This is a genomic window from Scandinavium sp. NPDC088450 (assembly GCF_044900545.1).
Taxonomy (GTDB): domain Bacteria; phylum Pseudomonadota; class Gammaproteobacteria; order Enterobacterales; family Enterobacteriaceae; genus Scandinavium.
This window is the reverse complement of the sequence record NZ_JBJDNI010000020.1, coordinates 1-22751: the sequence shown is the minus strand read 5'-3', so window position 1 is coordinate 22751 and position 22751 is coordinate 1. Positions and strand designations below refer to the sequence as shown.

Here is a 22751-nt window from a genome sequence, read left to right as displayed (position 1 = left end):
ATGGAAGAGCTGCCCGCCAGCGTACGCTGGCAACTGTGGATTGTGGCCTTCGGCTTCTTTATGCAGGCGCTGGACACCACCATCGTTAATACCGCCCTCCCCTCGATGGCGAAAAGCCTGGGGGAGAGCCCGTTGCATATGCATATGGTCATCGTCGCCTACGTGCTGACTGTGGCGGTGATGCTGCCTGCCAGCGGCTGGCTCGCCGACCGCATCGGCGTGCGCAACATTTTCTTCACGGCCATTGTGCTGTTTACCGCGGGTTCTGTGTTCTGCGCGCAGTCAAACACGCTCAATGAACTGGTGATGTCACGCGTCCTACAGGGGATTGGCGGCGCAATGATGGTGCCGGTCGGCAGGCTGACGGTGATGAAAATTGTGCCGCGTGACCAATATATGGCGGCGATGACGTTTGTCACGATCCCCGGCCAGGTCGGCCCGCTGGTTGGCCCGGCGCTGGGCGGTATTCTGGTGGAATACGCTTCGTGGCACTGGATTTTTCTGATCAACATTCCGGTCGGCATTATTGGCGCTATTGCCACGTTGTGGCTAATGCCGAATTACACCATGCAGACCCGACGTTTTGATATCTCAGGGTTTATCCTGCTGGCGCTCGGCATGGCAACGCTGACGCTGGCACTCGACGGTCAGCGCGGGCTGGGCATTACACCGTGGATGCTCGCCCTGCTGGTCGCGGTCGGCGTGCTTTCCCTGCTGTTTTACCTCTGGCATGCCCGCGGCAATGACAATGCGTTATTCAGTCTCGACCTCTTCAAAAACCGTATTTTTTCACTGGGGCTTTCAGGCAGCTTTGCCGGGCGCATCGGCAGCGGCATGTTGCCGTTCATGACGCCCGTGTTCTTACAGATTGGTCTCGGTTTTTCGCCCTTCCACGCGGGCTTGATGATGATCCCGATGGTGATGGGCAGTATGGGCATGAAACGCATTGTGGTGCAGGTCGTGAACCGCTTTGGCTATCGCCGGGTGCTGATCACCGCCACGCTCGGCCTGGCGCTCATCAGTCTGGTCTTTATGGCGACGGCGCTGATGGGCTGGTACTGGCTGCTGCCGGTGGTGCTGTTCCTGCAAGGGATGATCAACTCCAGCCGCTTCTCATCGATGAACACTCTGACGCTTAAAGAGCTGCCGGACGATCTCGCCAGCAGCGGCAACAGCATGCTGTCGATGGTGATGCAGCTTTCAATGAGTATCGGCGTCACCGTGGCGGGTTTACTGCTGGGTATGTACGGTCAGCACCATATCAGCGTCGATAGCGCCGTGTCGCATCAGGTCTTCTTGTACACCTATCTCAGCATGGCCGTAATCATTGCGCTCCCGGCGCTGATTTTTGCCCGTGTGCCCGACGACATCAGTAAAAACGTGATTATCGCAAGACGCAAAAGGAGCGAGCCGTGAAATTCTGGCGCCCAGGTATTACCGCGAAGCTTTTCCTCGCTATTCTCGCCACCTGTATTGTGCTGCTGATCAGCATGCACTGGGCGGTGCGCCTGAGTTTTGAGCATGGCTTTATCGATTACATCAAGCGAGGAAACGAGCAGCGCCTGCAAATGCTGAGCGACGCGCTGGGCGAGCAATACGAAACGCACGGCAACTGGCAATTCCTGCGTGGCAACGACCGTTTTGTGTTCCAAATCCTGCGCTCCTTTGAACATGATGGCCCGGACGATAAGCACGGAGGCCCGCCAGGCCCGGGGCCGGGAATGCCGCCACACGGCTGGCGTACACAGTTTTGGGTTGTCGATCAGAATGCCAAAGTGATGGTCGGCCCACGCTCCCCTATTCCGCCAGACGGCACACGCCGCGGCATCATGGTCAACGGGGTTGAAGTAGGTGCGGTGATTGCCTCGCCGGTTGAACGCCTGACGCGGAATACCGATATCAACTTTGATCGTCAGCAGCGCCGCACCAGTTGGCTGATTGTCGCCCTTTCCACCCTGCTTGCCGCGCTGGCGACTTTCCCACTGGCTCGCGGATTACTGGCTCCGGTCAAACGGTTGGTCGAAGGCACACATCGTCTTGCAGCGGGCGATTTTTCGACTCGCGTGGATTCGACAGGCTCTGACGAATTGGGCCGACTGGCGCAGGATTTTAACCAGCTCGCCAGCACGCTTGAGCGCAATCAGCAAATGCGCCGCGATTTTATGGCTGATATCTCCCACGAACTGCGAACGCCGCTGGCGGTGCTGCGTGGGGAACTGGAAGCCATCCAGGACGGTGTAAGGAAGTTCACGCCAGAATCCGTAGCCTCACTTCAGGCCGAGGTCGGTACCCTGACGAAATTAGTGGATGACCTGCATCAGCTGTCGATGTCCGATGAAGGTGCGCTGGCCTACCAGAAAGCCCCGGTCGATCTCATCTCGCTCATCGAAATGGCCGCCGGTGTTTTCCGCGAACGCTTCGCCAGCCGCGGACTTAACCTGAACCTCAAGCTACCGGAAAGCGCCAGCGTCTTTGGCGACCGTGACCGCCTGATGCAGTTGTTCAACAACCTGCTGGAAAACAGCCTGCGCTACACCGACAGCGGCGGTCAGCTGCAGATTTCAGCCGAAAAAGCACAGCATCACATCACGCTGTCGTTCTCTGACAGCGCCCCTGGTGTCAGTGATGAGCAACTGGAAAGGCTGTGCGAACGCTTTTATCGCACGGAAGGCTCGCGAAATCGGGCCAGTGGCGGCTCAGGATTAGGGCTCGCCATTTGCGTGAATATTGTGGCGGCGCACGGCGGCTCCCTCCGCGCCGGGCATTCGCCTTTTGGTGGGGTAAGCATTAAAGTAGAGTTACCTCTGGACCGCGATTTACCGGGAAATGTATGACCGAGCTACCGATTGATGATAAAACCCCGCGCATCCTGATTGTTGAGGATGAGCCCAAGCTTGGGCAGCTGTTGATTGATTATCTGCTGGCCGCCAACTATGCGCCAACGCTGATTAATCACGGTGATAAGGTGCTGAATTTTGTGCACCAGTCGCCGCCGGACCTGATCTTGCTGGACCTGATGCTGCCAGGCACTGACGGCCTGACCTTATGCCGCGAAATTCGCCGCTTCTCGGAAGTGCCGATTGTGATGGTGACCGCCAAAATCGAAGAGATCGACCGTCTTCTGGGGCTTGAAATCGGGGCGGATGATTACATCTGCAAGCCATACAGCCCGCGTGAAGTCGTGGCGCGAGTGAAGACCATTCTGCGTCGTTGCCGCCCACATCGTGAGTTGCAGGTGCTGGATGGGGAGAGCCCGCTGATTGTCGATGAAAGCCGCTTTCAGGCCTCGTGGCGCAACAAGGTGCTGGATTTAACGCCTGCAGAATTCCGCCTGCTGAAGACCCTTTCGCAGGAACCGGGGAAAGTGTTTTCGCGCGAGCAGTTGCTCAATCACCTTTACGATGATTATCGCGTCGTGACCGATCGCACCATCGATAGCCACATTAAAAACCTGCGCCGCAAGCTGGAAGCGCAGGATGCTGAGCAGTCGTTTATCCGCGCGGTGTATGGCGTGGGTTATCGCTGGGAAGCGGATTCCTGTCGCCTGGCTTAGGTTTTGCCGGATGGCCTGCAATTGCCGGGTGGCGGATTGCCGGGTGGCGCTGGCGCTTACCCGGCCTACAACTGGGCATAACCTGAACGCAAAAGGTTTACTCCCCCCGCCCGCAGCGCTACAATTCCCGCCCTTAAAGTAGGGGGACTCCCCCAATCGCCTTACCCTGTGAGGCGAGTCTGACCTGTCATCAGAACGAGAAAATCATGTTTAAACCGGAACTCCTCTCCCCGGCGGGAACGCTGAAAAATATGCGTTACGCTTTCGCCTATGGTGCCGATGCGGTCTACGCTGGCCAGCCGCGTTACTCCCTGCGTGTGCGCAATAATGAATTCAACCATGAGAATTTGCAGCTCGGTATCAACGAAGCGCATGCCTTAGGCAAAAAATTCTACGTGGTGGTGAACATCGCGCCGCATAACGCCAAGCTGAAAACCTTCATTCGCGATCTGCAACCTGTTGTGGATATGGGGCCGGATGCGCTGATCATGTCTGACCCAGGCCTGATTATGCTGGTGCGTGAGCATTTCCCGCAGATGGATATCCATCTCTCTGTTCAGGCGAACGCCGTTAACTGGGCTACCGTGAAGTTCTGGCAGCAAATGGGCTTGACCCGCGTGATCCTCTCCCGCGAACTGTCGCTCGAAGAAATCGAAGAAATTCGCGCTCAGGTACCGGAAATGGAAATCGAGATTTTCGTTCACGGCGCACTGTGCATGGCCTATTCCGGCCGCTGCCTGCTGTCCGGTTATATCAACAAGCGTGACCCGAATCAGGGCACCTGCACCAACGCTTGCCGCTGGGAATATAACGTTCAGGAAGGCAAAGAGGATGATGTGGGTAACATCGTCCACAAACACGAACCGATCCCCGTGCAGAATATCGAGCCAACGTTGGGTGAAGGCGCACCGACCGACAGCGTGTTTATGATTGAAGAAGCCAAACGTCCGGGCGAGTACATGACCGCGTTCGAAGACGAGCACGGCACCTACATCATGAACTCCAAAGATCTTCGCGCCATCGCACACGTTGAGCGCCTGACGCAGATGGGCGTACACTCGCTGAAAATTGAAGGTCGTACCAAGTCCTATTATTACTGCGCGCGCACCGCACAGGTTTACCGCAAAGCCATCGACGATGCCGCTGCCGGTAAACCGTTTGATACCACGCTGCTGGAAACTCTCGAAGGCCTGGCGCATCGCGGTTACACCGAAGGCTTCCTGCGTCGTCACACCCACGAAAGCTATCAGAATTACGAGCATGGTTATTCTGTTTCCGAGCGCCAGCAGTTTGTCGGTGATTTCACCGGCGAGCGCAAAGGCAATCTGGCTGCCGTCGCAGTAAAAAACAAATTCCTGAAAGGCGACAGCCTGGAATTGATGACCCCACAGGGCAACATCAATTTCGTGCTGGAGCACATGGAAAACAGCAAGGGCCAGCCAACCGACGTCGCCCCGGGCGATGGTCACACGGTGTGGATCCCGGTACCGGAAGAAATTAGCCTGGATTATGCGCTGCTGATGCGCAATTTCGTCGGCGAGCAAACCACCGTCAATCCACACGGTAAGTAGTTAATTCTGGTTATTTTTCGCTCAGGGATAATTCTTAGAATCGGATCACATACCGTTTCGTTTAATGCGGGTATTATCCCTGACGCTGAAAAACATAACCCATAAATGCTAGCTGTACCAGGAACCACCTCCTTAGCCTGCGTAATCTCCCTTACGCGGGCTTATTTTTTTCTGCGTCCTATACCTTCCGCTTTCAGTCTATTCCTCAGGCACAAACGCGACTCCTGCTATACACTTTTATCATGTTGAATAACTGGATAAAAAGATGACCGACTTCCCTGCCAGCTTACTGATCCTGAACGGCAAAGGTGCCGGTAACCCGCAGTTGCGTGAAGCAATACTTCAGCTGCGTGATGAAGGGGTGGAGATTCACGTGCGTGTCACCTGGGAAAAAGGCGATGCGGCTCGTTATCTGGATGAGGCGCGCCAGCTGGGTGTCGCGACCGTCATTGCTGGCGGTGGTGATGGCACCATTAACGAAGTGGCGACGGCGTTAGTTCATTGCGAAGGCGAGAATATCCCAGCGTTGGGCATCGTGCCGCTGGGCACCGCCAATGACTTCGCCACCAGCGTGGGCATTCCGGACGCGATGGACAAAGCGCTGAAGCTTGCGATTGCCGGGAATGCCACCGCCATTGATATTGCCCGCGTCAATGACCGCACTTGTTTTATCAATATGGCGACCGGCGGGTTTGGCACGCGCATTACCAGCGAGACGCCGGAAAAGCTCAAGGCGGCGCTTGGCGGTGTGTCTTATTTGATTCATGGCCTGATGCGCATGGACACCCTGAAGGCGGACCGCTGTGAAATTCGTGGTGAAAATTTCCACTGGCAAGGTGATGCATTGGTAATAGGCATCGGTAACGGCCGTCAGGCTGGTGGCGGCCAGCAGCTTTGCCCGGATGCGCTGATCAATGACGGTTTGCTGCATCTCCGTATTTTCACCGGAGAAGAGCTGTTGCCTGCCCTCTTCTCCACGCTGGCTCGCCCGGAAGAAAGCCCGAACCTTATCGATGGCATTTCTTCCTGGTTTGAAATCACCGCGCCGCACGACATCACCTTTAATCTGGATGGTGAACCGCAAACGGGCCGCGAATTCCGCATCGATATTTTGCCCAATGCCCTGCGCTGCCGCCTGCCACCGGGTTGTCCTTTGCTGCGTTAACGTTCGCAGAACACGGAAGGAGAACGGCTGGTGTAAAACTGCCAGCTGCTGCTGTTAAGCCGCAGGATGCTGAAGTAGAACGGCTCTTTCGGCTTAAGGTAGAAATCTGGCAGCGTTCTCGCCAGCAGCGGATGGATAGCCGTGCCGCCGCCGCTGGAAGCAACATTCTCCGATAACAGGAAGTAATCGTTCGCTTTGCGGGTGAAGCTAAACCACACATTCTGATTCACCGCCAGCGTCTTGCCTTCGTTATCCGTTATTTGCCCGCGTAAAATAGCCACGCCGCGTGCGCCGTTAAAGACATATCTGACAGAGATATCACCACGAATATCAGGATATTCCATCAATAGCTCACCCGCACAATCGAAATGCGAACGCTGCCAATTTTGTAACGTTAACGTTGCAACCAAAGTGATTGCCACCGCAATAATCAGCCCCGCAATCCACTTAATATTACGCCCCCACATTTCTGGACTCCGTGAAATAATAGTGTGTGACACAGTCATTATCACGCCAGCGGCTGTATTCCTGCCGACAGGTTAATGCCGAGATACGGGGGAAATTGGAATACAGTGTTAAATAAACCCACGAATAGCCTTCACAATCGAGGGTGCTGTCCGCAATAAATTGCTGATGTTTATCAAACTTCAGGACATCCTGATTCACATACCAGTGACAGCCTTTCTCAACGCCCAGCGGCACGTAACGCGTTAACCGGGAATCGAACTGTGATTGCCAGGCTACACCCGAGGCAAGTAAACAGCAGATAACACCGGCGAGTACCCAATACAGCGAGTTCCAGCGCCTGACTGGCGGCGCTGATTTTACCGGCAAAACCGCAACAGAAGGCTCGTCAGGCAAGGGTTCCTCCCTTTCCTGCTCTTCGACTTCCAGTTGTGGCTCAAGGCGAATCCCCACCTTCGGGACGGTAACGATCAGCTCCTCATTCAGCCCAAATTCTTTAAATGCGCGACGCAGTAAAGAGATATTTTGGTAGAAGGTGTTATTGCTGACCTGTGCGCCGTTATTAATCCAGACGTGCTGAAAGAAATACTCGCGCTCAATCACCTGCCCTTGCTGTTGAATTAATAAGAGTAAACAGCGACTTGCCGGATTGCTTAGTGATAAGCGTTTCGTCTCATCAGATTTTGCGTGCAGGACATTACGCTCGGGCCAAAAGATAACACTTTCCCCAAGCAAGTATATTTTTGCCATCGTGCTCCCTGAATGTGGATTTTTGTCAATATAGCTGAAGTTAGTTCAACACCTGTTAATTCACCTCAGACGAAAAACCCCAACGATTTCCCTCATCGTTAATCACCGTGAAGTTTATCTTATTATTCCGATTTACAGGAGAGGAAGAATTAAAAATCGCGGTCCGGGAACGCGGTGGAACCACTATTCCACTGAAGGAATACTCTTCGAATGAAACATCACCCAGAGTTATGTTCCAAGAAGTATCATTTACGGCATAAATCATTCCACTCTCATAGCGAAAGCTCAGCATATTGATGGATTTTTCAGTCAACACACCTGTGTTTTTCGGTCGCCATAGGACTTTAAGCTGACTTCTAAGCGCTAAACGCATTTTTTCACCAGCTTGCTCCGCCTTTTTCTCTGGCGGGATCTGGTAGACATTCAGCCAGTAAAGCGACTCGCGATCCTGCGCCAACCCTTTTCCGGTGGTCATTATCCGCAGCTCGCGCTGTTCGCCTGGCAGGATTTTAAGTACCGGTGGCAGTACAACAAACGGGGCGCTGGCTTGCGAGGGCCCTTTTTGCGGATCACCTTCATCAACCCAGCTCTGCACAACCACCGGATAATCACCGTCGTTGACCAGCCGCACCGTGCGCTGCGTCTCCCCATGGTTGAACACCACACGCGTTGTATTGATGTTTACCGCCGCCTGCAGGCTGAATGCCAGCAGCCAGAAGCTACTGAATGCGTAATAAAATTTGCGCATGAGATTGATATTCCCCGGCTTTAAGCGTGTCGGCACCAAAGCTCGCAAGCCGTGCTTCAAAGGTTTCGCGATAATAATTCAGGCCATCCTGGCTGCCTTCGGGTTGGGTGTTACTGCCTACTGCTGGCATCCAGCCACCGTCCGTACCGTTCCCCGTCGTAGAAACCGCCATAAAAGTGATGGGCTTTCCGGCACGATAGACCTGCACGCCAACGCCACGAGCGTGCCCCGGTTTTCCGTACTGATCGTCCAGCAACCAGGTCACCGATTTTCCGGTGATCAGGTTGAATGACCAGGCACTGTAAACACTGGATTCAGGGGCGAGGAAGCCCAACGCCACATTACCCGAGCCTGCCGCCACGCCAGAAACCACACTGGATTCACAGGCAAAGCCGACGTTAAACGGTGCGGAAGAGTACTCGCCCTGTTTCAGTTGAGCCACTGAGATAGCGGGCAGATACACGACTAGGGTGAAATCCTTCACCTGACACATCGCGGCACGTTTTACCTGAATGTTATTGCCATAAAGGCTGATCACCGATGGCCAGTCGTTGGCCCATCCCGCCCAGTTTCCCCCGCGATGCGGCTGGCCGACTTTGATATCCCAGGAAGCAATGCCCGGCCCACGAAATACCACGTAGGCGTTGGGGTTCACATAGCTGTTGTAGTTCGCCGATGCCGCCTGGTTGACGTAATAGCGCGTATCCAGCGTTTTAATCAGCTCCACGCTGATGGTAGAAAAATTCCTGGCTTTAATCAGAAAGTTGCCGTTGGTGTCGACGTCCAGATTCTCCATCGGACGCTGCTGCCAGCTGTCCGTAAACGTGCTGCCCGTCGCGTCATGCGTCAAACGCAGGGCAATGTTTTTCATCACCGTCAGGCGGGCGCCTGGCACATCGTTCGCCTCATACCAGCCTGCATAGGCATCGTCGCCATTGGTGGAAAACGCTTCATACAACTGCCCTGCCGTGTCCGGCGTGCAACGGAAAAAAACCTGCTCCGGGTCGTAGCCCCCGCCTTTGTGGGCGTAACTGGTGAAAGGGATTCCGCCGCTGGAGGTCAAAATAGTGCCTGCTGGCTGAAGGCTGCTGTTGCCGGACACATCAACAGTTTGCGTTAACCCCGGCAGCAGGCCATTCCAGGCATCGTTGCCGCCACCGGATCGCCAGTCGTTGGCAATCCCGTCAGACGCGGCGCTTAATCGATGCGATCCGAACGCACTGCTGCTCCCTGCGTTATACGGAAGAGTAATGTATTCGCATGCCGCCTGAGCCATCATTGGCAACCAGACCAGCAGCATGACTGTCTTCTTCATCATTGGTTTTTCATCCTGCACGTTTGGGTTAAAGCAATCAGCGGCTCTTTACGTTGCGTTTCGTTCAGCGCCCACGACAGCCAGCAATCTTGTCCTTCGATGGACAGTTGCCCTTGCTCCTGGGCCACACGGGCGTAAACCTGATTTCCCTGCGCGGTCATCCCGACCACGCGCCCCTGCTCATCACTTACGGAGAGCCCTGCCGGGAAGGCTTCTTTGCGATTAACCGTGATCAGCAACGGATACCCCGCCAGGGTGGAAAATTTCAGTTTCACCGCTGCTCCCGCCAGAGGCGCAATACGGCGCTGGCTTTCCTGTAATTCGGCCTGAGCGTTCATATCACGGCTGTCGAGCGTGACGGTGTTGTAGCGATACGGCGTGAGTGAAGGCACCAGCGCATAGCCGGAACTGTTCACCATCGAACCTTGTCCACCGCCAATACGCGCCCCGGTTGCGCCCGGCGCTTCAATCAATGCGAAGGTATCGCCCACCCACGGCCCGGCTACCACGCCTTTGCTGTGGACAACCACCGCGCCACGCACGCCTGCAGTCCACTGCTGATAGTTTTTCGCCTGGGCTACGCTGCCATTGAGCGTGCCGAAAGAGGTACTTTTTTGCAGGGAACCGCTCCAGTCATTCACATCGCCGGAACCATCCTGCCCCTGCTGCCAGCCGGTTGAGAGCGCATAGTTAAGCGTCTCCTCGCTATCAAGTGCGCCCGACACTGCGACCTGTGCACTGCTGCCCGCCTCTTTGGCCTGGCTTGCTGAAAACGAAAGCGTATGTTCGCGTTCGCCAAAACTCAGCGGCACGGAAAGCGTCAGGCTTGCCACGTTTTCTTTTTGCCCTTGCCCACCACGATTGTCGGTACTCCGCAGCCAGGTATCCTGACGGCTGAACGACAGGCCGATAGAAACGCGCCCCACGGTGGTGTTATATCCCGCCTGAAGCTGGGTGCTGTTTCCACGGTTGCCGTAGTAATCCATCATCGAACCGGACAACCACAGGTTTCCCCAACCGCCGAGCGTCTGGTTTACCGTGGCGGTAAACTGGTTGCGTTGACGCAGGCTGTCTGACTGCCAGCTGCCGCCGTGTTTCATCGCAGCGCGCTCGCCCAGCACATCGCCATAATCACGATACCCTTCCGTCGAGTAGCGATAGCCCGCCAGCGCGACGTTAGTGCCCGTTGGCATGAAGGTTTTGCTCCAGTTAGTCTGCAAGCGCCAGCCGCTCAATTTGTCACCCGCCACTTTTGCCTGCGAAGCGGTTACGTCCACGCCGATAGCGCCGAGTTGTGTCGCCAGCACGCCGCCGAGCAACAGCGCCTGATAATCTTCACCCATTCGCAAAGCGCCGTTGGCCGTCACCCGGTTAGACATGCCGCGCTCTATTGTCAGGTCGGTAAACAGGCTGTCAGCCGAGCTGTAATCGCGTGTTTTCCCGGCCACCATGCCGTAGCGCCAGACGCCTGGGCGCAATGAAAGCGGCACGCTGGCATACGGCACGGTAAACCCGCTTTTTCTGCCATCTGCGCCGGTAATTTCGACCTGAAGATCGCCATCCCAGGAGGTATTCGGCAGATCGTCGAATACAAATGCGCCTTGCGGCACGCTGGTTTCATACAGGGTTCGACCGTTCTGTTTCACCACCACGCGTGATGGCGTCGAAGCTGTGCCGCGAATTTCTGGCGCATAGCCGCGACGTGATTGCGGCCACATGCGCTGATCTGTTTCGAGCTTAATGCCCGTAAATGCCATGCTGCCGAGCAGGCTGCCCGGGGTGTAGCTCTCGCCCAGCGTCAACACGCTTTCAAGGCGAGCGATGGGGTGCTGGAGCCAGGTTTGCAGCGCATCCCAGCGCTGGCTTTCGCGATAATCATCACGTCGCCAGTTGGCGGAAGACTGCTGGCGAAATTGCCAACTGCCCAGGTTAAAACCGCTGTTAAGCCCCAGCCAGCCAGAGTCACTCTCACGTCCGCCGTTCTTGTTGTGATAGACGTGCAGGTTGTAATTACTGAACAGAACGCTCTCCCCGGTTTGCCATTGCGAAGGTGGGACGTAATCCTGCGGGGTGCGTTTGAGTGCTGCCTGCTGCACGCTCAGATTCAGACGCAATGCGCCTTGATCAAAATCCCACTGCCCACCGCTAATACGCATTTGCGGAGTTACGCACTCTTCAGAACCGGCTTGTTCAGCGGACGCCACGCCTTGTTCCTGCCAGAAAGAAGCCGGAAAGCAAGGCGCTGTTTTTCCCGTCGCATCATGGCGAAAAACCACATCCTGACGGCCCACGAATTGCCCGTTCAGCCAGACATCGACGTTGTAACGCCCGGGGGCGATAGCATCCTGCTCGTTAAACTGGGCAAGCCCATTTTCGTAACCACTGCCGAGAAATAGCGATTCATCAAAGGTGTATTCGCTGGCAACAGCAGGTGCTACACCGGGCAGCAGCAGCCACCACCAACGGCTTTTACTGGCTGACATCTTCCTGATTCTCCACCGCCACGCGTTGGTTCAGCGTTGCTCCCTGATCGTTAATCCAGCGCATGTTCGCTTCCGTGATTTGCCCCACCTGAGCAGGCCAGGCCACGGTTGACCACGGCGCGACAGTTTCGCTCTGAATACGTTGTTTTTTACCTGCGCCCTGCACGTCGAGTGACGATAATGCGAGGTAATAGCCGCTGTTATTACGCAGCTTCAGCTTGCCGTTTTGCAGCCATACGCGGCTGGTCTCCGCCATTTTGAGCGGCGACCCGGTCAGCCCTTGTGGGCGTAAAAAGACCTTCACGCGGCTGCGAACCAGCACCAGTAACTGGTTGTCGGCCTGAGCGCCTTTTTCCACCGGTGGAATTTGAATAAAGTTGAACCACCACAGTGATTCCCGATCCTTCGGCACGTCCTTCCCTACATAGCGCAAACGCACGGTTTGTCCGGCGTTGGCCGCCAGTCGGAAGACTGGCGGCGTGGTGACGAAAGGAGCACGGGCAGTTTGTGGCGTCGATTGCGCATCGCCCTCATCAAGCCAGACCTGAACGATGCCGGGGAAAGCATCGCGGTTGGTCAGTTGCACGCTGACTTCGCGGCTGTCGACGGGGTAAACAATGCGACTGCCGGTCATCACCACACTTGCCTGTGCGCTCAGGCTAAACAGCATCCCGCTAAGGACTAAAGCCATTCCTTTCATCACGTCTGACTCACTTACAGGTAGGAGATAGAGTACTGAACCGACCCTACGACGGTCCCTGCGGTTGCGCCGCCGTTCGGGCTGAAGTACTGCACCGCGAAGTCGTGTTCGCCAGCGGTATCACCGGCTGCCACGGTGATGCCAGCAACCGGTGTACGGTCACGCAGGTCGATAGCCTGAGTGCCCGCGCTGTCGCTCATCAGCTGCAGCTCAACGTTTTGTGCCGTACCGGTGTTTGCCAGGTTGCCGAGTGAAGTCATGTTGTTCGCCACGAACAGGGTTTTGATGTCCAGCGCGGTGGTGTCGGCGGTACAACCCGTGACGCCCAGCGTAAATGACGTTAATCCGGCAGTAGACGCCGCCGCCGACAAATCACTTTTTGACACGCTCGGCAACAGCACCACCGGACGAGCACTCACGCCATCCACAACCACTTCACAGGTTTGTTCGGTCACTTCACCTTTAAACGTAATGGTATTTGCAGACTCAGCATTAGCGGCCTGAGAAAATAACAGGGCGATGCCACCAGCAATTAAAGTCTGGTTTACACAGGAAGTATTGAATTTCATTTTGTCTATCCTTAATAATTAAATACACTTTAATAATTAAATACACTGGCATCCTGACAATATGTCGCAGGTTTGCTCCGCCACTTATGAGTGTGGCGTTATCCATCATTGATATATTGAAGCCAGCAGGTTCTTAGCTCACCGCAGGAGAAACCCTACGATGATTGTTAGTTTAAGAAAATTCCTAGAAAATAAAACCTTTGTTTTCTGAACTCACCGCACCAGACGTCTTAATTAAGAAAAACGCCCCTTAACATAGCCCTCAACACCCTGATAATTCTGACTTCAGCACCGAGAGGTAAGATGAAAAAAATATTATTCTTAAGATGAAAATCGTGCAGACAGAAACCAGAATTCTTGGTGTTAAATAAGAAAAGGTGATTATTAATATTAATAAGCGGGGATCATATAGAGGGGCGATATACCTCTCCCGGAGGAGAGGTATTTACCTGTCAGGCGATAGTGACTTTGTTATCGAGATAAACATCCTGCACGGCATTAATTAATTTAACGCCATCGGCCATGGTCTTTTTAAACGCCTTGCGACCAAGAATAAGCCCCATGCCGCCCGCACGTTTATTAATAACGGCGGTACGAACAGCATCGACCATATCATTCTCACCCGCGGCACCGCCGGAGTTAATTAACCCGGCACGGCCCATATAGCAGTTTGCCAGTTGATAGCGCACCAGATCTATTGGGTTGTCGGTGGTCAGCTTGCTGTACACGCGCTCATCGGTGTAGCCGAAGTTGACGGCTTTGTAGCCGCCGTTATTCTCGGCCATTTTCTGCTTCACGATATCCGCGCCTATGGTGGCTGCCAGATGGTTTGCCTGGCCGGTTAAATCGGCAGAAACGTGATAATCCACGCCGTCTTTCTTGAACGCCGAATTGCGCAGATACGCCCACAGCACGGTAACCATGCCCAGCTCGTGCGCTCGTTCAAACGCGGCGGAGATCTCTTCGATTTGACGGCGAGACTCTTCAGAACCGAAATAAATGGTCGCCCCAACAGCCACCGCGCCCATATTAAACGCCTGCTCCACGCTGGCATACAGCGTCTGGTCAAAGGTGTTTGGGTAGCTCAGCGTCTCGTTGTGGTTGAGCTTCACGAGGAACGGAATGCGGTGCGCATAACGGCGCGAAACGCTCGCCAGCACGCCATAAGTTGAGGCCACACAGTTACATCCGGCCTCAATCGCCAGCTCAACAATGTTTTTCGGGTCAAAATAGAGCGGATTTGCAGCAAACGATGCCCCGGCAGAGTGCTCTACCCCCTGGTCAACGGGTAAAATAGAAAGATAGCCGGTGCCCGCCAGCCGCCCGGTGTTGTACAGGGTTTGCATATTACGGAGCACCGCAGGCGGCCGATTGTTGTCGACCATCACGCGGTCAACGTAGTCAGAGCCGGGAAGGTAAAGCTGTGCGGATGGAATGGTCATACAACGATGCTGGAGAAGGTTGTCGGCGTCTTTGCCAAGCAACTGCGCAATATCAGTCATAGTGATAACTCCCGTAAGCGCCAGCCGAAGCTGGTCGTGAATGTCCTGTGCCTGAGTTTAAGGCAATCCTTAGCCTGGTCTCCTGAGGCGGATTTTTCCAGCCGGTTTGTGCTTTTTTAAGGGCAATCTGCTGGCACGATTCAGGGACAGTAAAGTGTTAAGTCGCTCAAGGAATCATCACAAAGGTATTTAAAAGGTATTATTGAATGGTATGGTTCAGACGTACCTTACCTGTCATGAAGGATGTAAAGATGAAAACTACAGCAAAGCTGTCGTTCATGATGTTCGTGGAGTGGTTTATCTGGGGCGCGTGGTTTGTGCCACTGTGGCTGTGGCTGAGTAAAAACGGCTTCAGCGCAGGCGAAATCGGCTGGTCCTATGCCTGTACGGCCATCGCGGCGATCCTCTCGCCTATTCTCGTCGGTTCGCTGACTGACCGTTTCTTCCCGGCGCAAAAAGTGCTGGCGGTGCTGATGTTCGTCGGCGCGATCCTGATGTATTTCGCCGCGCAGCAAACCACCTTCAGCGGCTTCTTCCCGCTGCTGCTGGCCTATTCATTGACCTACATGCCGACCATCGCGCTGACCAACAGCATCGCGTTTTCTCACGTGCCGGATGTGGAGCGAGATTTCCCGCGCATCCGTGTGATGGGCACCATTGGCTGGATTGGCTCAGGCCTGGTATGCGGTTTCCTGCCGCAAATGCTGGGCTATAACGATATTTCACCCACCAGCATTCCACTGCTGATAACCGCTGGCAGCTCTGCACTGCTGGGCGTATTTGCGCTGTTCCTGCCGGATACGCCACCAAAGAGTACCGGCAAATTGAGCCTGAAAGTGATGCTGGGGCTGGACGCGCTGGTGTTGCTGCGCGACAAAAACTTCCTCGTCTTTTTCTTCTGCTCGTTCCTGTTCGCCATGCCGCTGGCGTTCTATTACATCTTTGCCAACGGCTATCTCACCGAAGTGGGGATGCACAACGCCACCGGCTGGATGACGCTCGGCCAGTTCTCTGAAATCTTCTTCATGCTGGCGCTGCCGTTCTTCACTAAACGCTTTGGTATCAAAAAGGTATTATTACTTGGTCTTATCACCGCCGCAGTCCGTTACGGCTTCTTCGTTTACGGCGGCGCAGAACATTACTTTACTTACGGCCTGTTGTTCCTCGGCATTCTGCTGCACGGCGTAAGTTATGACTTTTACTACGTCACCGCCTACATCTATGTGGACAAAAAATCCCCGGTTCACATGCGCACCGCAGCGCAGGGGCTGATTACCCTTTGTTGTCAGGGCTTCGGCAGCCTGCTCGGCTACCGCCTTGGTGGGGTGATGATGGAAAAAATGTTCGCCTATAAAGAGCCCGTCAACGGCCTGACGTTTAACTGGGCGGGCATGTGGACATTCGGGGCAGTAATGATCGCCGTGATTGCCGTGCTGTTTATGCTGTTCTTCCGCGAATCGGATAAAGAAATTACCGCCATAAGCGTCAGCAATGACGAACGAGATGTGGCGCTGACACATGAGGAAGTGAAATGAAAGACCAACGAATTCTCGGCGCGCTGTACGGACAAGCCTTAGGTGATGCCATGGGAATGCCTTCGGAACTGTGGCCTCGCTCGCGGGTAAAAGCGCACTTCGGCTGGATTGACCGTTTTCTGGATGGCCCGGCCGAAAACAACGCCGCCTGCTACTTTAAGCGCGCAGAGTTCACCGATGACACCTCGATGGCGCTTTGCCTGGCCGATGCGCTGATTGAATGCGATGGCGAGATTGTGCCGGACGTGATTGGTCGCCACATTCTGGCGTGGGCCGAAGGGTTTGATGCGTTCAACAAAAACGTCCTCGGGCCAACGTCTAAAATTGCCCTGAATGCGATTCGTGACGGCAAACCGGTTAGCCAGCTTGAGAACAACGGCGTGACCAACGGCGCGGCAATGCGAGTTTCCCCACTGGGCTGCGTGCTGCCAACAGCCGATCTCGATGCGTTTATCGACGCCGTTGCGCTGGCCTCCAGCCCAACGCACAAATCAGACCTGGCGATTGCCGGTGCCGTAGTGATTGGCTGGGCGGTCTCCCGGGCGATTGACGGTGATAGCTGGCAGACTATCGCTGCCGCGCTCCCTTCCGTTGCTCGCCATGCCCAGGAAAAACGCATCACCACCTTTAATGCCTCGCTGGCGCTGCGTATTGAACTGGCCCTGAAAACGGTGCGTGAAGCGAACGGTGTGGAATCCGCCAGCGAACAACTTTATCAACTGGTGGGCGCGGGAACCAGCACGATTGAATCCGTGGCCTGCGCCGTCGCGATGGTGGAACTGGCACAAACTGATCCTAATCGCTGCGCCATTTTATGCGCCAATCTCGGTGGCGACACCGACACCATCGGCGCAATGGCTACCGCCATCTGTGGCGCGCTGCACGGTATTGACGGCATTGACGCGACGCTGAAAGCTGAACTGGACGAAGTGAATCAGCTCGACTTTGGCCGCTACGCCAATGCCCTGCTGCGTTATCGCCAGCAAAGGGAGGAAAAATGCTGAACGAGAGACAAAAACGCCCGGTGACGGTGATTGGCTCGGCGGTGATCGACGTTATCGCCGATGCCTACGCCCTGCCCTGGCGTGGCTGCGATATCGAACTGCAACAGCAAAGCGTCAATATTGGTGGCTGTGCGCTGAACGTCGCCGTGGCGCTCAAACGCCTGGGAATCGAAGCCTGTAACGCCCTGCCGCTCGGCCAGGGCGTCTGGGCCGATATCGTGCGAAACAACCTCGCACGTCAGGGCATTGAAAGCATTATCGATACCGACAAAGGGGATAACGGCTGGTGCCTGGCACTGGTCGAGCCCGATGGCGAGCGCACCTTTATGTCGTTCACCGGGGTAGAGAGTGCCTGGAACGACGAGTGGCTGGCTCGTCTGCCGCATCAGCCCAACGGCCTGGCCTATTTATCCGGCTATCAGCTCACCGCTTCATGTGCAGAGCTGCTGGTCAGCTGGCTGGAGGCCTCGCCAGAGGTCACAGCGTTGATAGACTTCGGACCGAGAATTGCCGACATCACGCCTGAACTGTTCGCGCGCATCATGGCCTGCAAGCCGATCATTACGCTGAATCGGCAGGAAGCGGAGATCATCGCCGAACGCGAGCAGTTCCCCGCGGAAGTGTCCGCATTGGGCAAAGCCTGGCTCGAACGCTGGAACGCACCGTTAATTGTGCGACAGGATAAAGACGGCGCGTGGTATTTCAGTGCCGAGGCGTCCGGTCATGCGGCCGCGTTTCCGGCAAAAGTGGTGGATACCATCGGCGCTGGCGACAGCCATGCCGGGGGTGTGCTGGCGGGGTTAGCCGTTGGAAAACCGCTGGCAGAGGCAGTCATTCTGGGGAATGCGGTGGCGAGCTGGGTGGTCAGCCACCGGGGCGGCGACTGCGCCCCGACAGCGGAAGAACTATTCCTCGCACACAAAAACGTATAAGTCACTGCGGCAGTAGCTGATGCTGTACTCAATCGGCCGCTGCTGCTGATCCAGCGCCACCTGCTTAATGACCAACACCGGGATTTTGTCATCCATTTTAATGTGCGACTGAAACTCAGCGTCCGGCATCCGGGCGCTGACGCGTGAACGAGTGCGCTGCGGGAAAATGTGCTGGCTACGGAAGTAGTCGTACAGCGAAATGCCAATATCGTCCGCGTCCGCAATCAGGTGCGCGGGCACCCAGGACTCCTCAATCGACACCGCTTCTTCATCCACATAACGAATACGCTTCAGCAGAAATACGTCACTTTTCGGCGTGAGCGCCAGCTGCTCAGCCACATCCTGAGGACACTCCACCACACGTTTGTTGACCCAAAGCGTGTCGGGCTTTTTGCCGCGTAATACCACTTGCTGGGAGAAACCGCGCGCTTCTTTCAGCGAATACTCAAAGATGTTGTTGATCTGCGTGCCGTAGCCGCGCGCGCGAGTCACCACGCCTTCGTCTTCCAGCGTCTGCATCGCCTTACGCACAGTAATGCGAGACACGCCGGTCAGTTGACTGAGATCGCGCTCGCCGGGCAAAATATTGCCATGCTCCAGCCAGCCGCTGCGAACCGCATTTTTGACCGTTTCGGCAAATTTCAGGTACAGCGGCGTGTTATCCGTGGCGGCAATGCGCTCGGTCAGTTGAGCAATAAGCCGGGTATGCGCTTGTTCCATCTCGGGTAATCCTTGCTGACAGTGTCAGCCAGTATACTACCACCACGCGTGGAAATGATGCACTGGCCCAATCCCCTTCCCGACTTCCAGCGAATCCGCTTGCGCCAGCGCAGCTGACAGCCACCGTTTCGCCTCGGGTACAGTTTCGAGCCAGCTGCCATAACGCGGTTTCAGCGCAGCCAACGCAGCCGAAAGCGTACAGCCTGTGCCGTGGGTGTTTTTAGTCTGCACGCGCGGGGCGGTGAAGCGATACTCACCTTCAGCCGTAAACAGCCAGTCCGGGCTTTCTGCCTCTGTCAGATGACCGCCTTTCATCAACACCGCCTCACAACCCAACGCCAGTAAAGCGCGACCTTGTTCCAGCATTTCCTGTTCATTACGCGCATGGGGCGCATCGAGCAGCGCCGCCGCTTCAGGCAGATTAGGGGTGATCAAAGAAACCTGTGGCAACAGGCGCTGACGCAGCGTATCCACGGCGGAAACGGAGAGCAGAGGATCGCCACTTTTCGCCAGCATCACGGTATCGAGCACGACGTTTTTAATCTGATAGCGAGCCAGACGTTCCGCCACAGCTTCAACAATATCCGTTTCTGCGAGCATGCCGATTTTGGTCGAATCGATGCGCACATCGCTAAACACCGAATCAAGCTGAGCGGCCACAAAGTCAGGCTCAATGCGATAGACCGATTGCACGCCCTGCGTGTTTTGCGCCACCAGCGCGGTGATCACCGAACAACCATACGCCCCAAGCGCCGAGAACGTTTTAAGATCGGCCTGAATCCCTGCGCCGCCGCTCGGATCTGTGCCCGCAATGGTGAGTGCATTAATACGTTTCATACGTTGCCCTCCGCCCACAGCGCATCCAGAAAAGCCGCCGCAAAACTGCCTGGACCTTTACTGTTCTCTGCCGCCACTTTCCCCGCTTGCTTCATCATTCCACAGACCGCCGCTACGTTATCCAGACGATCGCCGGGCAACGCACAACTGGCAGCAACTGCCGCAGACAGTGCACATCCCGTTCCGACAACTTTGGTCATGATGATATCGCCGCCCGTGACCATCACGGTTCGACGTCCGTCGGTCACATAATCAACTTCCCCCGTCACAACAACCAGAGTGGAGATCTGACGCGCCAGCGCCTGTGCAGCAGGCAAAGCAGCACTGGCCGTGTCGGTGGTATCCACCCCGCGCCCGCCGTGGCTCATGCCCGCGAGTGCCATAATTTCAGAAGCATTTCCGCGAATCACCGCAGGCCGGAGCGGCAACAGTTGCTGGCAGAACTCAGTGCGTAGCGCGATAGCACCAACGCCCACCGGATCCAACACCCAGGGCTTATTCTCCGCATTGGCACTTTCGACAGCGGCCCGCATCGCGACGGCACGTTCCTGAGTATGCGTCCCGACGTTAATCAGCAACGCGTCAGCAATGGCAGCAAACTGCGGCGCTTCAGCTTTATCGATAACCATGGCCGGAGAAGCCCCCAGCGCCAGCAAAACATTGGCAGTAAAGGTTTGCACCACATCATTAGTCATGCAGTGAACGAGCGGCAAAAAACGCCGAAATAGATGAGAAGTGTGCGCGATTTGCGACGAAGATAGCAGGTCAGGTTGCATAGTACGCTCCTGCCAGTCGGTGAAGAAGCGATACCCTACGTGGGTCTCTGACTTCCCTACGCTGGCATTATCCAGATCAGGTAATACGGGTATTTCTCAGCCTTCACGTGGAAGGGCACCCCGAGTCATTTCATTTATAAAACAGACGGTTACACGTTGTGTAAATCGTGAAAAATAGTGTAACCGCGGCAAAGCCCCAGGTGCAAGAATTTTCGAAATATCACAGTGGCAATCACACCCTATTAGCTGATCACGTAATAAATCACCTCAAAACCTACACCCGCTCAATGAGATGTTTTATAAATCCGGAACGATGGAAAGTACAGATTTGACAAGTAAATCCTACGCTTGATATCGCTTCATCATCATCAGACCAGAAAGAAATAAAAGATAAATGTAATCTATATATTATAGAAATCATGCGACTGATATCACTTAAACATAATCCCCCTTTATACTTCAAAGAGGAAAAACAGACTTTTAAAAAAACCTGATTCCATCTAACTCATTTTAATTATGGAATCTTCTACGGAAAACCATTTCCTTATACATTATTTTGAGAGTACGATTCATGTTCAATACCAACAAGGATTAGAGGGATCTTGAATGCCTGTTGATGAAAAAATAAAACCCACATCAGGTACTCTCATTTCACCGGGAGGAGTCAGGCAACTTACGTTAGGTGAGATAGCCCTTGCCAGAACTCTTTTCGGCGGTAGTCTTATCTATAGTAAGATATGGGTACACCGTGAAAGCTACCTTCCCTTCAACTTACAGCCTGTAGATGTTGCTATGACACCCAACGGTGAACTGTGGTTCAGAGAAGAAACCTATTCACCTGACTTTTCTTTAGACATATTAGTAAAGAAACATAGATTCATGCATGAAATGGTTCACGCATGGCAATCACAAAAAGGAATGCTTGTCAGAACAAGAGGATTATTCTCTCGTTTCGCAGACTATTCATACAGTCTGGATAAAGCTGACTTCCTTCACTATGGATTAGAGCAACAAGCATCAATAGCCAGTGATTATTGGCTCTTTCTTAATTATGGTCTGTATGAGGGTAATAATTTACATGAATACCGTGATTACAATCTTAATGACTCCATTTACTCCTTGATTTCTAAATATGAATCAATATTGAAAGGATTTCCAGGATGATAAAGATATTATTGATTCTGCCTTTACTCTTCATCCTTGCAGGTTGCCCAGGCGGAAAACCAGGCCCTCATGCAAAGTATACCTATATAAATGACGAAAAGCTTTGTTTCAGTGTGGATAAGAAAGATATATTGAGTTATTACAGAATTGAATCAAATCAAGATAAAGGATATACAATAGTAAAGAGCGATTATGAATTACATCTTTCATATCCTGACGATTGCATAGATGTTAATTGGAAATATGGTTATAGCTATGCTGTGTCATATGGATTAAACGGTAAAAACTATATTCATCAGTTTTTTATTGATAACAACGGACAACTAACAAGCACGGAGTATTAAAAATGTCATTACCCGCTTATTTATTTTTATATGATGAAAATGGAATGCAAGTTGTAGGGGACTGTATGGCATTAGGTCGCGAAGGTGCTATTGAGATCATGAATAGTAGCTATGGCGTGAGACAAGGTGTAGACAGTTTCACTGGAAGCATGACAGGAACCCGACAGCATGACGCTGTCATACTGCATAAACAACTAGACAAAGTAAGCCCTTACCTTGCCATTGCGGTCTGTGAATCTAAGCGCTTGCAAAAGGCAGTCATTAAATACTATGAAATTGTTGATGCCGGGATCGAAGTGGAAATTTATAACATTACGCTTGATAGCGTTGTTATTTCGTCGGTAGATTTTACACATATTTATTATCCGGGTAGCTCAACACCCAACATGCATGAGGTTGTTGGGCTTAGATTTCGCGGAATTGAATGGAATTATGTCAGAGGGAATATTAAATACGATGATGCATGGATGAAACCAGCAAAGCAGAAAGAAACGCAATAACAACGTAACGGGGCTTTGCCCCGTGTATGAACTGGCACATAGGTAACACTTTAAACCGGGCACATGGGTAACAGGTTATAACTGGTACGGTAGACTGATTATGGAGGTTTATCGTGCC

22 protein-coding genes and 1 riboswitch are annotated in these 22751 nt (G+C 54.0%); of the genes, 11 read left to right on the top strand and 11 right to left on the bottom strand.

Going from position 1 to position 22751, the window contains the following annotated elements; all coding sequences use genetic code 11:
* From ACI2I2_RS16825 to yegS, 5 genes are all read left to right on the top strand, one after another.
* Nucleotides 1-1416: an MFS transporter gene (locus ACI2I2_RS16825; protein ID WP_404658927.1), complete on the top strand. Its 1416-nt coding sequence runs from the start codon at nucleotides 1-3 to the stop codon at nucleotides 1414-1416.
* On the top strand, nucleotides 1413-2834 hold the full coding sequence (gene baeS, locus ACI2I2_RS16820) for a two-component system sensor histidine kinase BaeS (protein ID WP_404658926.1): 1422 nt from the start codon (nucleotides 1413-1415) through the stop codon (nucleotides 2832-2834). Before ACI2I2_RS16825 ends, baeS begins: the two co-directional genes overlap by 4 nt.
* On the top strand, nucleotides 2831-3553 hold the full coding sequence (gene baeR / locus ACI2I2_RS16815) for a two-component system response regulator BaeR (protein WP_404658925.1): 723 nt from the start codon (nucleotides 2831-2833) through the stop codon (nucleotides 3551-3553). The genes baeS and baeR overlap by 4 nt, the downstream gene beginning before the upstream one ends.
* Before the next feature lie 206 nt (nucleotides 3554-3759).
* Complete coding sequence (gene yegQ, locus ACI2I2_RS16810) at nucleotides 3760-5124, top strand: tRNA 5-hydroxyuridine modification protein YegQ (RefSeq protein WP_404658924.1); 1365 nt, start codon at nucleotides 3760-3762, stop codon at nucleotides 5122-5124.
* Between the two features lie 265 nt (nucleotides 5125-5389).
* Nucleotides 5390-6289: a lipid kinase YegS gene (gene yegS / locus ACI2I2_RS16805; protein ID WP_404658923.1), complete on the top strand. Its 900-nt coding sequence runs from the start codon at nucleotides 5390-5392 to the stop codon at nucleotides 6287-6289.
* Here the strand turns inward: yegS and ACI2I2_RS16800 are convergent.
* The 8 genes from ACI2I2_RS16800 to fbaB all read right to left on the bottom strand — a co-directional run bounded on the left by ACI2I2_RS16800 (nucleotide 6286) and on the right by fbaB (nucleotide 14821).
* Nucleotides 6286-6756 (bottom strand): hypothetical protein, encoded by a 471-nt coding sequence (locus tag ACI2I2_RS16800; protein ID WP_404658922.1) that lies wholly within the window; start codon nucleotides 6754-6756, stop codon nucleotides 6286-6288. The genes yegS and ACI2I2_RS16800 overlap by 4 nt on opposite strands.
* Entirely contained in the window at nucleotides 6743-7504 is a 762-nt protein-coding gene (locus ACI2I2_RS16795) for a transcriptional regulator (RefSeq protein WP_404658921.1), read from the bottom strand. Before ACI2I2_RS16795 ends, ACI2I2_RS16800 begins: the two co-directional genes overlap by 14 nt.
* A gap of 55 nt (nucleotides 7505-7559) precedes the next feature.
* Nucleotides 7560-8252 carry a molecular chaperone gene (locus ACI2I2_RS16790; RefSeq protein ID WP_404658920.1) on the bottom strand — a complete coding sequence of 231 codons (693 nt, stop codon included), beginning with the start codon at nucleotides 8250-8252 and terminating at the stop codon, nucleotides 7560-7562.
* Complete coding sequence (locus tag ACI2I2_RS16785) at nucleotides 8224-9567, bottom strand: fimbrial protein (protein ID WP_404658981.1); 1344 nt, start codon at nucleotides 9565-9567, stop codon at nucleotides 8224-8226. The genes ACI2I2_RS16790 and ACI2I2_RS16785 overlap by 29 nt, the downstream gene beginning before the upstream one ends.
* On the bottom strand, nucleotides 9567-12050 hold the full coding sequence (locus tag ACI2I2_RS16780; protein WP_404658919.1) for a fimbria/pilus outer membrane usher protein: 2484 nt from the start codon (nucleotides 12048-12050) through the stop codon (nucleotides 9567-9569). The genes ACI2I2_RS16785 and ACI2I2_RS16780 overlap by 1 nt, the downstream gene beginning before the upstream one ends.
* Nucleotides 12037-12741: a molecular chaperone gene (locus tag ACI2I2_RS16775; RefSeq protein ID WP_404658918.1), complete on the bottom strand. Its 705-nt coding sequence runs from the start codon at nucleotides 12739-12741 to the stop codon at nucleotides 12037-12039. Before ACI2I2_RS16775 ends, ACI2I2_RS16780 begins: the two co-directional genes overlap by 14 nt.
* A 23-nt stretch (nucleotides 12742-12764) precedes the next feature.
* A complete protein-coding gene (locus ACI2I2_RS16770) occupies nucleotides 12765-13319 on the bottom strand; it encodes a fimbrial protein (RefSeq protein WP_404658917.1) in 555 nt (184 codons plus the stop codon).
* 452 nt (nucleotides 13320-13771) lie between these two features.
* A complete protein-coding gene (gene fbaB / locus ACI2I2_RS16765) occupies nucleotides 13772-14821 on the bottom strand; it encodes a class I fructose-bisphosphate aldolase (RefSeq protein ID WP_404658916.1) in 1050 nt (349 codons plus the stop codon).
* Nucleotides 14822-15072: 251 nt separating this feature from the next.
* On the opposite strand from fbaB, the gene ACI2I2_RS16760 reads away from it, so the two are divergent.
* Genes ACI2I2_RS16760 through ACI2I2_RS16750 form a run of 3 tightly spaced genes read left to right on the top strand, consistent with a single transcriptional unit; the run spans nucleotide 15073 to nucleotide 18292 of the window.
* Nucleotides 15073-16356 carry a nucleoside permease gene (locus ACI2I2_RS16760; RefSeq protein WP_404658915.1) on the top strand — a complete coding sequence of 428 codons (1284 nt, stop codon included), beginning with the start codon at nucleotides 15073-15075 and terminating at the stop codon, nucleotides 16354-16356.
* Nucleotides 16353-17360, top strand: coding sequence for an ADP-ribosylglycohydrolase family protein (locus tag ACI2I2_RS16755; protein ID WP_404658914.1), 1008 nt, complete (start codon nucleotides 16353-16355; stop codon nucleotides 17358-17360). The genes ACI2I2_RS16760 and ACI2I2_RS16755 overlap by 4 nt, the downstream gene beginning before the upstream one ends.
* Nucleotides 17354-18292, top strand: a complete 939-nt coding sequence (locus tag ACI2I2_RS16750) for a PfkB family carbohydrate kinase (RefSeq protein WP_404658913.1) — start codon at nucleotides 17354-17356, stop codon at nucleotides 18290-18292. The genes ACI2I2_RS16755 and ACI2I2_RS16750 overlap by 7 nt, the downstream gene beginning before the upstream one ends.
* Here the strand turns inward: ACI2I2_RS16750 and ACI2I2_RS16745 are convergent.
* Genes ACI2I2_RS16745 through thiM form a run of 3 tightly spaced genes read right to left on the bottom strand, consistent with a single transcriptional unit; the run spans nucleotide 18266 to nucleotide 20625 of the window.
* On the bottom strand, nucleotides 18266-19012 hold the full coding sequence (locus ACI2I2_RS16745) for a GntR family transcriptional regulator (protein ID WP_404658912.1): 747 nt from the start codon (nucleotides 19010-19012) through the stop codon (nucleotides 18266-18268). The genes ACI2I2_RS16750 and ACI2I2_RS16745 overlap by 27 nt on opposite strands.
* 36 nt (nucleotides 19013-19048) lie before the next feature.
* Nucleotides 19049-19849 carry a bifunctional hydroxymethylpyrimidine kinase/phosphomethylpyrimidine kinase gene (gene thiD / locus ACI2I2_RS16740; RefSeq protein ID WP_404658911.1) on the bottom strand — a complete coding sequence of 267 codons (801 nt, stop codon included), beginning with the start codon at nucleotides 19847-19849 and terminating at the stop codon, nucleotides 19049-19051.
* A complete protein-coding gene (thiM, locus tag ACI2I2_RS16735) occupies nucleotides 19846-20625 on the bottom strand; it encodes a hydroxyethylthiazole kinase (protein WP_404658910.1) in 780 nt (259 codons plus the stop codon). Before thiM ends, thiD begins: the two co-directional genes overlap by 4 nt.
* 36 nt (nucleotides 20626-20661) lie before the next feature.
* A riboswitch (TPP riboswitch) is annotated at nucleotides 20662-20758 on the bottom strand.
* A 473-nt stretch (nucleotides 20759-21231) separates the two neighbouring features.
* On the opposite strand from thiM, the gene ACI2I2_RS16730 reads away from it, so the two are divergent.
* Genes ACI2I2_RS16730 through ACI2I2_RS16720 form a run of 3 tightly spaced genes read left to right on the top strand, consistent with a single transcriptional unit; the run spans nucleotide 21232 to nucleotide 22633 of the window.
* A complete protein-coding gene (locus ACI2I2_RS16730; RefSeq protein ID WP_404658909.1) occupies nucleotides 21232-21789 on the top strand; it encodes a type IV secretion protein Rhs in 558 nt (185 codons plus the stop codon).
* A complete protein-coding gene (locus ACI2I2_RS16725) occupies nucleotides 21786-22133 on the top strand; it encodes a putative T6SS immunity periplasmic lipoprotein (RefSeq protein WP_404658908.1) in 348 nt (115 codons plus the stop codon). The genes ACI2I2_RS16730 and ACI2I2_RS16725 overlap by 4 nt, the downstream gene beginning before the upstream one ends.
* A 2-nt stretch (nucleotides 22134-22135) precedes the next feature.
* Nucleotides 22136-22633, top strand: a complete 498-nt coding sequence (locus tag ACI2I2_RS16720) for an Hcp family type VI secretion system effector (protein WP_404658907.1) — start codon at nucleotides 22136-22138, stop codon at nucleotides 22631-22633.
* The last annotated feature ends 118 nt before the right edge of the window (nucleotides 22634-22751 follow it).